The following is a 16592-nucleotide window of genomic DNA, read 5'->3' as shown; positions in this document are numbered from 1 at the left end:
CGGTTCAGCTGATTAGGAACACAGCTGACTCCTTTTAAAAGATTAGGGGATGACCCGACCTCAGTCGGTTCATCCCCTAACGAGGAGGGGATTAGATCACTCGATGATCTTGGAGACCACGCCTGCACCAATGGTGCGGCCGCCTTCACGGATGGCGAAACGCATTCCCTGCTCGATGGCCACCGGGCAGATCAGCTCGCCGGTCATCTTGATGCGGTCACCAGGCATCACCATTTCCACATCGCTACCGTCATCGGCAGTGAAGGCGGTGATCTGGCCGGTCACATCCGTCGTGCGGATGTAGAACTGCGGGCGATAGCCAGCGAAGAAAGGAGTGTGGCGACCGCCCTCTTCTTTCTTCAGCACGTACACCTCACCCTCAAACTTGGTGTGGGGGGTGATGGAGCCTGGCTTCACAAGCACCATGCCGCGCTCGATGTCCTCCTTCTGGATGCCGCGCAGCAGCAGGCCGACGTTGTCTCCGGCCATGCCCTCATCGAGCAGCTTGCGGAACATCTCAACACCGGTAACGGTGGTTTTGCGGGTGTCTCTAATGCCGACGATCTCGATTTCTTCGCCGACTTTGACGATGCCACGCTCGATACGGCCGGTGGCCACAGTGCCACGACCCGTGATCGAGAAGACATCCTCAATCGCCATCAGGAAGGGCTTGTCAACTTCCCGCTCTGGCTCGGGGATGTTGGCATCCACAGCTGCCATCAGCTCGTCGATCTTGGCTTCCCACTCGGCTTCGCCTTCGATGGCCTTCAGGCCAGAGACCTGAACCACGGGGATGTCGTCGCCGGGGAAGTCATAGCTGGAGAGCAGTTCGCGGATCTCCATCTCCACCAGTTCGATGATCTCTTCGTCATCGACCATGTCGCACTTGTTCAGAGCAACCACCAGAGCCGGAACGCCCACCTGCTTGGCCAGGAGGATGTGCTCCTTGGTCTGGGCCATGGGGCCGTCGGTGGCGGCACACACCAGGATCGCACCGTCCATCTGGGCGGCACCGGTGATCATGTTCTTCACATAGTCCGCGTGACCGGGGCAGTCGACGTGGGCGTAGTGACGGCTGTCAGTTTCGTATTCGACGTGTGCAGTATTGATCGTGATGCCACGCTCCCTTTCCTCAGGGGCGCCATCGATGTCAGCGTAATTCTGAATCTGGGCCTGGCCTTTCTTGGCCAGCACGTTGGTGATCGCGGCGGTGAGTGTGGTTTTGCCGTGGTCAACGTGGCCGATGGTGCCGATGTTGACGTGAGGCTTGTTCCTTTCAAACTTCTCGCGTGCCATTTTTGTAAAGAATCGAGGGAGTGGATTAGGGGAGTTTAGAGATCAGGAATTGCCCTGATTCTTGGAGATGATGGCCTCTGCCACGTTGCGAGGAACATCCTCATAGTGGCTGAATTCCATCGAGAAAATACCCCGACCCTGGGTCATGGATCGGAGCTCGGTGGCGTAGCCGAACATCTCGGCCAGGGGCACCTTGGCCGAGACTTTCGACGTTCCATCGTCAATTGCCTGACCTTCAACCTGTCCTCGACGGGAGGACAGGTCGCCGATGATCGAGCCAAGGAAATCCTCGGGAACCTCGACCTCGACCTTCATCATCGGTTCAAGAAGTACAGGGTTGCACTTCTTGACTGCATCTTTGAAGGCCATGGATCCTGCGATCTTGAAGGCCATTTCGGACGAGTCCACATCGTGATATGAACCGTCGACCATCGTGACTTTCACGTCGATCAGCGGATACCCGGCAATCACGCCTGATTCGCAGGTCTCTTTCATGCCCATTTCGGAGGGCTTGATGTATTCCTTGGGAACAACACCACCGACGATCTTGTTGACGAATTCGAATCCGGATTCCGGCTCACCGGGTTCCATCTCGATCACCACATGACCGTACTGACCTTTACCTCCAGTCTGCCTGGAGAACTTGCCTTCGCCTCGTGAGGACGCGCGGATGGTTTCCCGGTAGGACACCTGAGGTGCACCGATGTTCGCTTCGACCTTGAATTCACGGAGCATCCGGTCCACCAAGATCTCTAGGTGAAGCTCTCCCATGCCGGCAATCACGGTCTGACCGGTTTCTTGGTCAGTGTTTACGCGGAAGGTGGGGTCTTCCTCGGCTAGAGAAACCAGTGCCTTGGAGAGTTTCTCCATGTCGCCCTTGGTCTTGGGCTCCACGGCCACGGAAATCACCGGTTCAGGAACGAACAGGGTCTCAAGGACAATCGGATCTTCAGCAGAGCAAAGGGTGTCTCCAGTGGTGGTGGCCTTGAGGCCAAGCACAGCACCAAGGTCGCCGGCGCGCAGCTCGTCGACCTCTTCACGGTCGTCTGCTTTCAACACCACCAGACGGGAAATTCGCTCCTTGGAATCTTTCGTGGAGTTCATGACGTAGCTGCCCTTTTGCAGCACACCGGAATACATCCGAACGAAGGTGAGCTTGCCGTAAGGGTCAGCCATCACCTTGAAGGCAAGTGCACTAAAGGGTGCCTTGTCATCGGAAGGACGAACCGCTTCTTCTCCGTTGGGAAGTACACCCTGAATCGGCGGTACATCAATCGGAGCCGGAAGGTAGTCGACAACAGCATCGAGCACCAACTGCACACCCTTGTTCTTAAAGGCTGAGCCACACAGAACCGGCACCAAGCCATGCTTGAGCACGCCCTTACGGATGCCAGCTTTGAGTTCCTCGACGCTGAGTTCGCCTGTTTCGAGGAACTTCTCGATCAGCGCTTCGTCGGTCTCGGCGACGGCCTCCATCAGATAGTTGCGCCACTCGGCGACCTGATCCTTCATGTCGTCGGGAACATCCGTGATCTCGATGTTCTGACCCAGATCGTCCTTGTAGATGTGGGCCTTGTTCTCGACTAGGTCGATAATTCCGCTCAGATCACCCTCAGCACCAATAGGGAGTTGGATTGGGGCTGCATTGGCTTTAAGTCGATCCTTGATCTGAGCATGAACCTTGAGGAAGTCCGCACCAGTGCGGTCCATCTTGTTCACGAACACCATCCTGGGAACGGAATAGCGATCGGCTTGGCGCCATACGGTTTCCGATTGAGGCTGGACGCCTCCTACAGCACAGAACACTGCAATCACACCATCCAGCACGCGCATGGAGCGCTCCACTTCAATGGTGAAGTCGACGTGCCCAGGGGTGTCGATGATATTGATGCGGTGATCGTTCCAGCTCGTGGAAATCGCAGCTGCAGTGATCGTGATACCACGTTCCCGTTCTTGGGCCATCCAGTCGGTTACTGCGGCGCCATCGTGCACCTCACCGATCTTGTGGACCACACCTGAATAAAACAGGATCCGTTCGGTGGTAGTGGTTTTGCCAGCATCAATGTGAGCGGCAATACCGATATTTCTGACGCGTTCCAGGGGAAAGGCGCGAGCCACAGGAAACTCCGGGGTGGGGCGTTAAAAGGCGGGTGAGACTCTACAGGTCAGCCCCCGGCCAATGAGGCCGTCAGGGCGACTGCTGATCAGTAGCGGTAGTGGGCGAAGGCCTTGTTGGCTTCGGCCATTTTGTGAGTCTCTTCGCGCTTGCGCACGGCGCTGCCTGCCTCATTGGCCGCATCCATCAATTCACCAGCCAGCTTCTGGGCCATGCTGCGACCGTTGCGCGCACGGGAAAAACTCACCAGCCAGCGAAGGGCCATGGCTGTCCCCCGTTCTTGACGCACCTCCATCGGTACCTGGTACGTGGCACCGCCCACGCGTCGTGCTCTCACCTCCACAAGGGGGGTGGCGTTTTTGACGGCTGTTTCGAACAGTTCAATGGGATCACCACCAGTGCGCTCTCCGATCAGGCCGAAGGCATCGGAAAGAATGCGTTGCGCCGTGGACTTCTTGCCGTGCTTCATGAGCCTGGCCACGAGCATTGTTGCCAGGCGGTTGTTGAACTGGGGATCCGGCAGAACCGGACGCTTGACGGCGGCATTACGGCGTGACATGGACTGTCAGTGGGAGGGAACGATGAAGGGTGGTGGGATGGGGACGTGTGCTGGCGATCCGATGAGTGGATCGCTTGGCATCACTCCTTAGGCGTCTTGGCGCCGTATTTGGACCTGGACTGACGGCGATCCTTCACGCCGGCAGTGTCGAGCGTTCCACGGATGATGTGGTAGCGAACTCCTGGCAGGTCTTTGACGCGGCCTCCGCGGATCAACACAACCGAGTGCTCCTGAAGGTTGTGACCGATGCCTCCGATGTAGGCCGTTACTTCAAAGCCAGATGTGAGGCGAACACGCGCCACTTTGCGAAGTGCAGAATTCGGCTTCTTTGGGGTGGAGGTATACACACGGGTGCAGACTCCGCGACGCTCAGGACAGGATTTGAGCGCGGGTGATTTGGTCTTCGCTTTAGAGCTTTGGCGCTCGGTGCGGATCAGTTGCTGGATGGTTGGCATCGACGGTCGGTATGCGGCCGGGGATCCGACCTGGTTCGACAATCCACCACATTACCGGGTCGACTTCCCGATTAGTCAACTGCGACTGAAAGCGCTTCCACAGGCGCAACACCGCACCTGATCAGTGCTGAGAATCAGGAATCCACCGCCGCTGATGTCACTTCGGTAGTCGAGGGTCAGTCCTTCAAGCAGCTCGATCTGGGGTTCAGGCGCATGGACGGTGACTCCGTCAGCCCTGGCGATCGGTGTTCCTGAGAGGTTCCCCGGTCGCAACCGGATGACGTGCCGTTCGCAATGTCCACTCTGAAGATCGAGGTGCATCAGTCCTGGCGTCCCCGCCACCGCAGCCTGGCGACCGAGTTCGGCAGCGGCAGCTGCGGTGATCTGAAGGATTGCGCCCACCGTCGTGTGTTTAAAAGTGAATTCAGTGTCGCAGCTTCTCAAGTCAGGGTTTGATCCACCCCAAACCGTTCTGAATCCTCGGCGGTACTCCTCGTCCTGTCATCACGGTTCTGTTGGCGATCAGCATGGTGGTGGAGCTTCCACCATCGAGATTGAGAGCGTCGCTCAGGCCCAGTTGCTGCAGGGCCAGCGTGGTTTCGAGCAAGGTTGGATCGCTGCCGCTTAGTCCTTCGAGAGTCAGCATCCAGCGATGCTTGGGGTCTTGCCCCACCACGGTCCGTGGCGCGGCTTGCCCGAGAAACCCGGAGCTGAATCCTTCCTGTCGACCTCTTAACACCACCTGTCCTTCCTTCAGCAGCAGAGGGCCGCCAGCCATGACCTGACGGCGTTCTCCCACTGGGCTCGACACCTTTAGACGAATTGCAACCTCGTCTCCGGGCTTGGCCGGCAGGGGCGCTCTGGCACGGGCCACGACGAGGGATGCACCCTCTGGAAGTGGGACTCCGCGAGCGAGTTCAGTCTTAGAAAACTGATCAGTGACCCGCCCGTCGCGGATCAGGATCGCTAGTTCCTCTCCACTCAAAGAGCGATAGATAGGGCCCCAAGCCCGGGTGTACCGGCTTAAGCCCCGCTGCACGTAGCCGCTGTTCAGAAATCCAAGTCCCCAGCGACGTCCACCGTTCACGCGCATCTCTTGATCGAGGCGAAGCCGGTCAAACAGAAGCGGGCCTGGTCCATCCCAGCCCACGGCTCCACGGTTGAGAATCGGACCTGAAAGCCAGACCCCATCGAGGCGTACAGCTCCTAAAGGCAGTTGACGCACTCTGTTGAAGAAGCCGCCGTTGATGGCGGCGAGTGAGTTCACTGGCTGGGCGAGTTGGTTGAGGAATCGAAGCCCGGTCTGAGCCTTGAGTGGGGCCAGTGGACGCAGCAGGAGGCTTTCGTTGCCCAGAGGCAATCCTGCGCGATAGATCCGCAGGGGCTTGACCCCGACCTGCACGACCCGCATGTCCAGGATCAGACCCTTGCGGATTGCGGTCTGGATCTCGGGGGTGAAACGCGCTGCCACAAAAGGCGAGGCGCGCGTTCCCCCCTTGGAAACCGATCGGCGCTGGGTCCCGTCCATGACGATGCGCCAGGGGGCTTTGAGCGTGAAAAAGTCGAGATCTCCATCCCGGTGCTTCAGTCGTAGGGCCTCTTGAAACCTCTGCGGGGACAGGCCCAGCTGGCGTAAAAGATTGGTTTGGGATCGGTTGCTCTTCACACTCACAACCAGTCCCTGCTCATCGCGCTGGATCAGTGCCGGAGCTGAAAGGTCAAGTACCACGCGGCCAGCTGTACTTCCACGGCCTTGACGGATCGCCATGATCCTCGGTGATTCCAGAGAGAGGTCGAGGGTGGTGTCCCGTCGTTGCACTGAGACGCCGATGGCGCGGAACCAGGGCCAAGCATCCACCGCCACCTCGTCCTCGAGGGTGCGGGTCTCGAGATCATTCAGGAGTTGATCACGTCCGAACCATTCGAGTTGCTCGCCTGAAGCCGTTGTTGTTCTGCGGAATCCAAGGCGGCCGGTCAGGACGTCTAAGGGCAGCCAGAGTTGTTTGGGAGACATTCCGTCTCTCCCAATCCACAACCAGGCGCTTTTCTGGGAAATCTCTCCAATCTTGATTCTGCTGCCGATGCTCTGATCCACTTGTCGCACTTCGGCGACAGGAGGTGGCGGAGGAAACGGTATGGGCATGAACCGGACGCTAGCCGGGGTGATCAATCCTTAGGATCTGAGATTATCCCGCCTTGGATGCCGATTCCACGGGGGTGATTGTCCGAATTCAAGAAGGTCATGTCTCATCCCACCGGATCCCTCTGGCCCTACAGCGACAGTGCTGCGCCTGAGGCGGTGGCCGGTGAGAAGGATGCCTGCGGCGTTGGTTTCCTGGCGCAGCTGTCAGGTGAGACCAGCCACTGGGTACTGCAGCAGGCCCTGCGCGGTCTCGGTTGTATGGAGCACCGCGGTGGCTGTGGGGGAGACGGTGATTCAGGCGATGGTGCCGGCGTGCTCTGCCAGATCCCGTGGACGTATCTGAAAGCGGTTTGGCCCGAGGCGACGTCGGCCCGTGGGCTCGGAATGATGTTCATGCCCCAGGACCCCGAGAGGCGGGAACTGGCGCGCCGGTTCTGCAATGAGGAAGCCGAGGCCCTCGGACTGATATCCGCCGGCTGGCGGGCTGTACCGGTAGATCCATCCGTGCTGGGCCCCATGGCAAGGGACACCGCCCCGGTGATCGAGCAGTGGAGCCTCGCGGGCGGTCCCGACGGTGATGCTTTTGAGGCGTTGTTATTGCGACTGCGTCGTCGGATCGGCGCCCGCTCCCGCAAGGCCTGGGGGTTTGAGGGATCCCGTGACTTGTATGTGGCGTCCCTGAGCAGCCGCACCGTTGTGTACAAGGGGATGGTGCGTTCCGAAGTGCTGGCGCAGTACTACGCCGATCTGCGCGATCCCCGCTTTGAAGTGAGCTTTGCGGTGTATCACCGCCGCTTCAGCACCAACACCCTGCCCCGCTGGCCCCTGGCTCAGCCGATGAGGCTGCTGGGCCACAACGGTGAAATCAATACGCTGTTGGGGAATCTCAACTGGGCGAAGGCCTCAGAGGCCAGCCTTGCAGACGTATGGGGTGAAGCCGCGGATGATCTGAATCCCGTGGTTAACCCTGCGTTCAGTGATTCGGCCAACCTCGACGCCACCCTGGAACTCATGGTGCGCAGTGGTCGCTCGATCACCGACAGCTTGATCACTCTGGTGCCCGAGGCTTTCCGCAACCAGCCGGATCTGGAGGATCGTCCGGAGGTGACGGCTATGTACGAATTCAATGCCGGCATCCAGGAGCCCTGGGACGGTCCAGCCCTGCTGGTGTTCGCGGATGGTAAACGGGTGGGAGCCACGCTTGATCGCAACGGGTTGCGACCAGCGCGCTGGTGCACCACCGCCGACGGTTTCGTGATCATGGGATCGGAGACCGGTGTGGTGGATCTCAGAGGTAAGACGGTTGTTCAGAAAGGCCGTCTCGGCCCCGGCCAGATGGTGGCTGTGGATCTGGAGAACGGCCAGCTGCTCGACAACTGGACCGTGAAGGAAGACGCGGCTGGACGCTTCCCCTATGGCGACTGGCTGCAGCAGCATCGACGCAGTGTGGCGGCCCAACCCTGGACCCAGGAGCGTCAGATCGGCGAGCTTGATCTGCTGCGGCTTCAGACCGCCATGGGTTTCACCGCCGAAGACTTCGATTTGGTAATCGAGGACATGGCGGGACTTGGAAAGGAGCCCACCTATTGCATGGGAGACGACATTCCCCTGGCGGTGTTGTCGGACAAACCCCACCTCCTCTACGACTACTTCAAACAGCGCTTCGCCCAGGTCACCAACCCGCCGATTGATCCCCTGCGGGAAAAGCTGGTGATGAGCTTGGAAATGCATCTGGGTGAGCGGCGGCCGGCGCTGAAGCCCCAGGCAGAGGCCGCCGCCGTGATCCACCTGGACACTCCGGTTCTCAATGAAGCCGAGCTTGCGGCGATCGGCGAGCAGGGACTGCCTGTTGCAACCCTGTCGACCCAGGTGACCGTCGAGGCCTGCGCCGGTGGTTTGTCATCGGCCCTTCAAGGGCTGTGTCAGGCGGCTGAGGAGGCTGTGCGCGGCGGTGCCCAGGTGTTGGTGCTCTCCGATCGTGTTGATGGCTCCGGTGCAGCTGCCCAGCTGACCGCCACCAGCGTGGCGATGCCGGCCCTCCTGGCCGTGGGGGCGGTGCATCACCACCTGCTGCGGCAGAAGCTGCGTCTGCGCTGCTCCTTGGTGATCGATACCGCCCAGTGCTGGAGCACCCACCACATGGCCTGCCTGATCGGTTACGGCGCCAGTGCGGTCTGCCCTTGGCTCACCTGGGAGACCACCCGCCATTGGCTTGCCCACCCCAAAACGCAGAAGCGGATCGAGCAGGGCAAGCTGCCCGCCCTCGATGCCAACAAGGTGCAGGAGAATGTGCGGCTGTCGTTGGAAAACGGCCTGCGCAAGATCCTCTCCAAGATCGGCATTTCGCTCCTGGCCAGTTATCACGGCGCCCAGATTTTTGAAGCGATCGGCCTCGGGGCCGATGTGATCGACACTGCGTTCACCGGCACGACCAGCCGTGTGGCGGGAATGACTCTGGCGGAGCTGGCCAATGAAACGCTGTCACTCCATGCCAAGGCCTTCCCGGAGCTCAATCGCAGCAAGCTCGAGTTCATGGGCTTTGTGCAGTACCGCACCGGCGGTGAATACCACCTCAACAGTCCCGACATGGCCAAGGCCCTGCATGCGGCGGTCAAGACCGGGCCTGGTTACGACCATTTTTCCACCTACAAAACCCTTCTTGAGAACCGGCCGGTCACGGCGCTTCGGGATCTTCTGGAATTCAAGTTGGCTCCAGCGCCGCTGCCTCTGGATCAGGTGGAAAGCGCAGAAAGCCTCTGCAAGCGTTTTTGCACCGGTGGCATGAGCCTCGGCGCGTTGTCGCGGGAAGCCCACGAGGTGCTGGCGGTGGCGATGAACCGCATCGGCGGCAAGAGCAACAGCGGCGAGGGTGGTGAGGATCCGGCCCGTTTCCAGATTCTTCACGATGTGGACGCCGATGGACGTTCGCAAGCCTTCCCCAGCATCGGCGGCCTCCGGAACGGCGACACCGCCTGTTCGGCGATCAAGCAGATCGCCTCCGGACGGTTCGGTGTGACGGCCGAGTATCTGCGCAGCGGCAAGCAACTGGAGATCAAAGTGGCCCAGGGGGCCAAGCCCGGTGAGGGCGGTCAGCTGCCCGGCCCGAAGGTGGATCAGTACATCGCCTGGCTGCGCAACAGCAAACCCGGTGTGGCGTTGATCTCACCGCCGCCGCACCACGACATCTATTCCATCGAGGATCTCGCGCAGTTGATCCACGATCTGCACCAAGTGCACCCGAAAGCGCCTGTGAGCGTGAAGCTGGTGGCCGAGATCGGCATCGGCACGATCGCCGCCGGGGTGGCCAAGGCCAATGCCGATGTGATTCAGATTTCTGGACACGACGGTGGTACCGGGGCCTCGCCGCTGAGTTCGATCAAGCATGCCGGCAGCCCATGGGAACTGGGCCTCACCGAGGTGCACCGAAGCCTGCTCGAGAACGGCCTGCGGGATCGGGTGCTGCTGCGTGCGGATGGCGGCCTCAAGACCGGCTGGGATGTGGTGATCGCAGCCCTGCTTGGCGCTGAAGAGTATGGGTTCGGCTCAGTGGCGATGATCGCCGAGGGCTGCATCATGGCCCGCGTCTGCCACACCAACAATTGCCCGGTGGGTGTGGCCACTCAGAAAGAGGCTCTGCGCAAGCGTTTCACCGGTGTGCCCGAGCACGTGGTGAATTTCTTCTGGTATGTGGCGGAAGAAGTGCGTCAGCTGCTGAGCATCCTCGGTGTGGCCAAAATCGAAGATTTGATCGGCCGCAGCGATCTGCTTCAACCCCGTGCGGTGGATCTGGCCAAAACTCGGGGTGTGGATCTCTCCAGCCTGTTGGCACCGATCCAGGGTTCAGAAGACCGCTCTTGGCTCCGCCACAGCGCTGAAGCCCATGGCAATGGGCCGATCCTTGAAGATGAGCTGCTGGCTGATGCCGAGCTAATGGAGGCGGTGGAACGCCACGAGTCTCTGAGCCGCACAATCACGATCATCAACACCGACCGCAGTGTCGGGGCACGTCTGGCCGGTGAGATCGCCCAGCGCCACGGCAACCGTGGCTTCGATGGCCAGCTCAACCTCACCTTCCAAGGCGCTGCCGGCCAGAGCTTCGGTGCCTTCCTGGTGAAAGGCATGAACGTGCGCCTGGAAGGGGAAGCCAACGACTATGTGGGCAAGGGTATGAACAGCGGTCGCATCAGCCTGGTGCCGTCCGACGGCTGCTCCAATCCTGGCGATCAGGTGATTCTCGGCAACACCTGCCTCTATGGCGCCACAGGCGGTGAGCTGTTTGCTCTTGGTCGCGCTGGTGAGCGCTTTGGGGTGCGTAACAGCGGGGCACGCACCGTGGTTGAGGGAGCTGGCGACCATTGCTGTGAGTACATGACCGGTGGTGTGGTGGTGGTGCTGGGCGGCACCGGCCGCAACGTTGGGGCTGGTATGACCGGTGGAGTCACCTTCCTGCTGGATGAGGGCGACCGCGTCCTTCCTCGGGTCAATCCTGAGATTGTTGAGGTGTGCAGTCTCACCACGGCGCAGCAGGAATCCACGCTCAAAGAGCTGCTGGAAGCCCACGTGGCTGCTACCGGCAGCGCCAAGGCTTCGGCGTTGTTGGCCGACTGGGCTGCTGCGAAAACACGCTTCAAGGTGTTGATCCCGCCGAGTGAACGGGCCGTGATGGGGCTTGTCGATCAGCAAGCAGTGGCAGCCTGAACGGGGCGTTTTCCATGCCCTGGTTCGTCAAACACGAAACCTTCACGCCTGAAACGGCCGCCCTGTCTGTTGAGCAGAGGCGGTCTCACCTGGAGGCTCACCGGGCCTGGGTTGAGGAGCGGCTGGAGTCTGGGACTGTCATCACCACGGGGTTTCTGGTGGACGGGAAGGGCCTACCTGGTGGGGGTGGTCTCTTAATGGTCGAGGCCGAAAGTTATGCGCAGGCTCTTGCGTTGTTGCGGGGTGATCCGATGATTGCCCGTGGCCTTGTGGATTGGACCCTTCAGCAGTGGATGCCTGTTGCCGGGTCACCGTTGATGGCGATCTTGTCTGCAGCTTCGGACCGGCCCGGCTGAGACCCAATTGCTGAATTCGTGCCGATAGGCTTCTACAAGCGGCTTAAAATTGACCTGCATTAGATTCAATTATTCCGATTTTAGTGGTTCTGTTATTCACCCAACATTCTAGAAAGGAATTTACTTAACCACCGCCGCCTTAAGGTTGCCGATTGCGGCGGTTTGAGAGCTTCGGGCGAGACTAAATGATCTTTATTATATGGAGAAGACGTTTTATTATCGCCATTCAGCAGTAGCCTTGGTGCATAATTTGGTTTAATCGTTATAACGCGTCTCGCTGAAAAGGGCTTTTGATTAACGAAATAGAATTAAGTGGCCCTTTTCGTGTCTTCGCGAAATTTTGACTTGTGAGCGGTCAATATAGTGCACAAAATTATGGCAATGGAATAGCATCATTAATTGTAAAACTATCTAGCCATTGATAGCATTTTTCGTATTCGTGATTGTATTTTCCCTCTAGGACTTCAGAAAGTATGTTTTCAATTTGATTGGCAGTACTTGCAATCGGAATATTAGCATTGGCCGACAAGAGAAGTCCTTCTATTTTATGACTATTACTTTTGATTGGAACAAAAGGGGTTTTTGCCAGTAGACAAGCGCAGATAGCATGATGCCTACCGGTAATGACTGCTTTTGAGGCAGCAAAGGATTTAATCAATTCGAACCATTGATAATTATTCAATATGTGCATTTTATATCGTTGCTTGAATCGTCCTTGCAGTTGCACCCAACATTTGAATTCATGACTATAGAGGTCAGTAATAGCGACATTTTTATGTAAACTTGATTTCTTGGCGATAGAGATTTCTTTTTTCTCAAAATCATTGAGAGCAAAGCATGCAATATCTGGGGCTACTGTTGAATAGATATTGTGACTTTGCTCTAAGTCTTTGCAAGACATTACCTCTCTTGTAACGATCTTCGAAATATATTTCAGTTTATCGCCAACATTGGAAGCAGAATTGTCCTGCCAAACGGTATTAATTAAAGATATATTTTTTCCCAGTGATGCCACAGTCTCAATCATATTTAGTTTGATTCTGCAATCTCTGCTGTTATGATGCATCGAGCCTTCGCCATTAATTATGACCATGTCGGCTTCATCTAAGCTGTCTACGATAAAATATTTATTTTTTACTAAATAATCCTTCAAAGTTTGCCATACAGCTTTAGATCCGCAGTGGCAATTAGAGTGGTTACCAAATAGAAAAATTTTTCTCATAACACATAAATCTGTGTTGCAATACTTTTGTTGAACAGGCTCTTTAGCATTGATGATTTGGATCATTATACTCTATCTTAGATTGGCTACCGGTAAAGTTAAAATTTTATAGGAAGCGCTTTAAATAAATAACTTAGTGCTTTGGGCCGAATCAGATCGGCTATTTGCTTCCTTGCGCGCTAATTGAGTGATCGCTTGCTAAGATTATTGTTTCATTTAACTCACGGGGTGAATTCCAAAAATCTAGCCGACTTGATAAAAGGTGAATTAGAACAAAAAAAATTTTCTTTGCCGTTATTTAAAGAAATTCTGCGTCTTACACGCTTGAGAGGACAGCGTCGTACATCATTGTTTTACTGTGAACAGTATATTGCATGTAATCCATTAGATATATTTGGCTATGAAAATGCAATTAGGGAAATGCTTGTGTTAAAGATGTTTGATGAAGCTCTAGATATACTGAATCAAATACCAGACGCTATAGCAAGTACACCTGCTTCTGCAGAGCTACACGAAATGCTAGGCGATGAGAGAAGTGCTAATAGGATATACCGTGATCACCTCTCAAATAATAACTTAGACGGCCTGAAAAAACAACTAATCTTACATAAAATAGCCAAAAACTATGTTTTATTGGGTGACATGGAGTCTGCCAATCAAACAATCAGCCAAATTAATTTACCTTCGAATTGCCGAAATATCAAAGTTCTGAATGACGTCCATTTGCTTAGGGAATATTCTTTTGCAATGTCGGAATCTCTTTCGGTAATTGAAAATGCGGACTCTTTATTGCCTAAGATTTTGAAACCCGATAAATTAATGAAGCAATTTTTCAGTAAGTGTCAACAATACACGGATATTGTTTTGATAGCCAACAATCCATCTTTGCGCTTAAGCTCAGCTGATATAACTAAGATCCAGCATTTTGCTAATCCCTTATTTGTCTTCATGAATAAGGGTAATCCTTGGATCAAGAGCACACTGCAAAAACTCTGGTCCCAAAACTTTTGTGAAGCATTAATATGTCGTCAACAATTTTTGGTTGCCCCTAAAACAGGTGAGTATTATTATTCTCCTATTTCTTCTTTGGGACTTCAATGGCTACTCTTTTCAGGGGGTAGTGAACGCTCGAAAGTCTCTAAGTTGTCATACAAATTTTGCGAAAAAAATAATGTCTATTGGTTCCCTAAGGTTATATCTCGTGCCACTAAATTAAATTATTCTCGAAGCACTTACTTTAATAAGGACAACAAAGAGGTCTTAAAATATCCATCACAAGGCTGGCAAAGTTCAACATTATTTATGCTTTTGCAACAAGACTATCCTGAGATTCATTTACATCTTGCTGGGTTTGATTTGACTGATCATTATATACTAAATATTGGAATCGCTAATCATGACTTTTTGTATGAAAGGAAAGCGCTTTCAACTTTATATGATCAAGGCTATTTTTCAAGATTAGGCTATTCAGGCGAGGAATCTAAAAGATTTAAAATCCCTGTCTGGGAACGCATGTAGTGCTTAATATGATCTATGTTGTGCAACAAATCACTATTGATGGCATGAATTTATAGATTGTCGATATTCTCGGGTTTTTGCTATGACAACGTCAAAATTGCTCGTGTAGCTTATTAGGTGTTTGCTGTTATAGCTTGCTTGTTAGTAGTTAGCATAAGGAAGGGAAAATCAGCATGGACCTTTAATTAATTACCTTGAAGAAAAATTATATAATGAAAAATTATGAACTTAAAAATAATTTCCCCCTTTAAGTAATTGAGAGCGCTTGGCAATCCATGAGGTTGTTGAATGCTCCCGATAAAATTTGCTGCTTTAATTGCTTGTCTAATAAAAAGTTATGATTGGCTTCTAAATAACTCAACAATTGATGATCTATATCCCGAGAGGGAGGCAGTTCGTATTCAGCAAAGCTTTTCAAGTATGGCTCTCTACCAATTGCCTCTGCAACGCTTGAATTGTACTCAGAACGACTTCTGATTACAGACGCTGTACAATCGTCTACTTGAAAAGGACTACTCCATTCAGGGGCAATGGTTGATATGGATGAGAGCTGATTGTAATCAAGTAATTCGTTGCCTTGATAATTATGCAGTAATTTTAAAAATAAAAGGTCTCCTCCAATGGAGGGATTGACTCGAAGAGAAGGTAATTTGATGTTTAAATCAGCAGCTTTTAAAAAATCAACCACAACATCGTTGTTCTCAAGTGATTGATGGTCAAACCATTTTAGTTTTATGTCTCCATGATTTTTCCAGTTATCAATGAGATTTTTTTGGCTTTCAAATTTGCCAGAAAGGTAAGCTCTGAATGGTTGATATATCGTCTGAGCGTGAATAAACTGTCTGTACGCTGCAATGGCGTAATCAAGGTGCTCGCGGAAATAGCAGATGATTGTAATATTTTCAGGGCCGAGTGCCTTTAGAAATTCCTTGACATTTACGAGATCGCAAATGTTTTGAAATGCTTCGCTTGAAATGATTATAGTGTGTTCTTCTTTCTGTCTTTCGACTAGAATTTTTTCGGCAATTTGTGTTGGATTTATTTGTAGTTGTTGTAATTTGGGGTTGAGTGCTTTTGCAATATCATGATGAGCCACCCTGCCGCCGCGACCATGCTTTGGATATAAAATTCCTGCCGCTGAGAGTAAATCAACATTTCTGTTCAGGCAATGTTGTATAGAACTTGTTCCTGATTTATGTCGACCAATATGTAGAATAACACGCTTTGGATTCACTTTTGATGCCATATTTAAGCCTATGTTACCATGCCAGAAGAGGCTCGGTGAAACATAAAATAATTTTAGCTGGCTTTGATTGGCTCTTCTGCGCTATTGGTTTAAAACGGATTATAGGCTTGCATAAATGTTAGAAAAATTCGACGCAACTGCAGTGAAGATCGGAGCCTTTTACAGTGTTCAATCGATTGTTGGTTGTGAATCAAATGATTGTTCTTATGAATGCGGTTGAAGCTTTAGTTGGCCTTTGCTTAGGCTTCGGTATGTGATGTTGCCGCGTTTGTATTAAGGAAGTGACGCATCGATTCCGCCAGTCTTTCTCGGCCGACTTTCCATACCTGCTTATCATTTTTATTGCATTCGTGAAGCAGTTGATTTAAAGAAGGGCTGAATTCTATTTCGAAATTATTCGATCGATTTGTGTGGGTCAAGTGAACCTTGAAGTCTGAGAATTGATCTTGCAACATTGATTCCATTAGTGTTAAGGACTTTTCGAATTCTTCGACAATTCCAACCATTGAGAAACTATCAAGTGCTGCGATAGCACGCTCTTTTTGATGAGCTCGAGCGAGCGTCATTGTTGCTAAGCGTTCACTCTGAAAGTTGCGGCATTGCGTATCGCCATCTTTTAAAAGACGTGTGACAACGTAATCTTCAAAATTGACCTTCTTTGCTAGGTTGGCGCCCCAATTATCAACCTTTTGATTACGTTCAAATTTATATGCAGAGATGATTCTACGGATCGGATTCCTGAGCATAATAATCGAAATAATGTTGGTGTTTAAGATTTTTGGTATTGGTCCAGTCATCGTGTGTGATGAGAATGCTATGGCTTCAGGATTGTCCAGAATCCAAGCTTTAACATCATCCGAGTTGTCTTTGGCAGACTTAAATTCTTTTGTGATCCATTGCTGTTTGAAATTGCTTTTTAAAATTTCATCAATGGAGGTTCCCGCATTTTTGAACAAATGGTAGTGTAAAATGATTGTACGCAT

12 protein-coding genes are annotated in these 16592 nt (G+C 53.4%); 3 read left to right on the top strand and 9 right to left on the bottom strand.

What is annotated here, in order from left to right:
* Positions 1-96 precede the first annotated feature (96 nt).
* The 6 genes from tuf to WH7805_RS06680 form a co-directional block, all read right to left on the bottom strand.
* On the bottom strand, positions 97-1296 hold the full coding sequence (tuf, locus tag WH7805_RS06705; protein WP_006042264.1) for an elongation factor Tu: 1200 nt from the start codon (positions 1294-1296) through the stop codon (positions 97-99).
* 42 nt (positions 1297-1338) lie between these two features.
* Entirely contained in the window at positions 1339-3414 is a 2076-nt protein-coding gene (fusA, locus tag WH7805_RS06700) for an elongation factor G (RefSeq protein WP_006042263.1), read from the bottom strand.
* An 86-nt stretch (positions 3415-3500) separates the two neighbouring features.
* The gene (gene rpsG / locus WH7805_RS06695) at positions 3501-3971 is read right to left on the bottom strand and encodes a 30S ribosomal protein S7 (RefSeq protein ID WP_006042262.1); all 471 of its coding nucleotides are present in this window, start codon (positions 3969-3971) and stop codon (positions 3501-3503) included.
* Between the two features lie 80 nt (positions 3972-4051).
* A complete protein-coding gene (gene rpsL / locus WH7805_RS06690; RefSeq protein ID WP_006042261.1) occupies positions 4052-4426 on the bottom strand; it encodes a 30S ribosomal protein S12 in 375 nt (124 codons plus the stop codon).
* Between the two features lie 75 nt (positions 4427-4501).
* A complete protein-coding gene (locus tag WH7805_RS06685) occupies positions 4502-4828 on the bottom strand; it encodes a hypothetical protein (protein ID WP_006042260.1) in 327 nt (108 codons plus the stop codon).
* Between the two features lie 43 nt (positions 4829-4871).
* Positions 4872-6569: a phosphodiester glycosidase family protein gene (locus WH7805_RS06680; RefSeq protein WP_038004503.1), complete on the bottom strand. Its 1698-nt coding sequence runs from the start codon at positions 6567-6569 to the stop codon at positions 4872-4874.
* 99 nt (positions 6570-6668) lie between these two features.
* On the opposite strand from WH7805_RS06680, the gene gltB reads away from it, so the two are divergent.
* Positions 6669-11267 (top strand): glutamate synthase large subunit, encoded by a 4599-nt coding sequence (gene gltB / locus WH7805_RS06675; protein ID WP_006042258.1) that lies wholly within the window; start codon positions 6669-6671, stop codon positions 11265-11267.
* 14 nt (positions 11268-11281) lie between these two features.
* Complete coding sequence (locus WH7805_RS06670; protein WP_006042257.1) at positions 11282-11623, top strand: YciI family protein; 342 nt, start codon at positions 11282-11284, stop codon at positions 11621-11623.
* 373 nt (positions 11624-11996) lie between these two features.
* Here the strand turns inward: WH7805_RS06670 and WH7805_RS06665 are convergent, their stop codons facing one another.
* Positions 11997-12911: a polysaccharide pyruvyl transferase family protein gene (locus WH7805_RS06665; RefSeq protein ID WP_083773568.1), complete on the bottom strand. Its 915-nt coding sequence runs from the start codon at positions 12909-12911 to the stop codon at positions 11997-11999.
* 162 nt (positions 12912-13073) lie between these two features.
* Between WH7805_RS06665 and WH7805_RS14390 the strand changes: the two genes are divergently transcribed.
* Positions 13074-14363 (top strand): hypothetical protein, encoded by a 1290-nt coding sequence (locus WH7805_RS14390; protein ID WP_156783636.1) that lies wholly within the window; start codon positions 13074-13076, stop codon positions 14361-14363.
* Positions 14364-14610: 247 nt separating this feature from the next.
* Here WH7805_RS14390 and WH7805_RS06660 read toward each other — a convergent pair whose 3' ends face one another.
* Positions 14611-15597, bottom strand: coding sequence for a hypothetical protein (locus WH7805_RS06660; RefSeq protein WP_232198973.1), 987 nt, complete (start codon positions 15595-15597; stop codon positions 14611-14613).
* Between the two features lie 251 nt (positions 15598-15848).
* Complete coding sequence (locus tag WH7805_RS06655; RefSeq protein ID WP_006042253.1) at positions 15849-16592, bottom strand: sulfotransferase family 2 domain-containing protein; 744 nt, start codon at positions 16590-16592, stop codon at positions 15849-15851.

Source organism: Synechococcus sp. WH 7805 (assembly GCF_000153285.1).
In the GTDB taxonomy this organism is placed as follows: Bacteria; Cyanobacteriota; Cyanobacteriia; order PCC-6307; family Cyanobiaceae; genus Synechococcus_C.
Note: the sequence above shows the minus strand (reverse complement) of the source record. Positions and strands in the feature narration are given on the sequence as shown.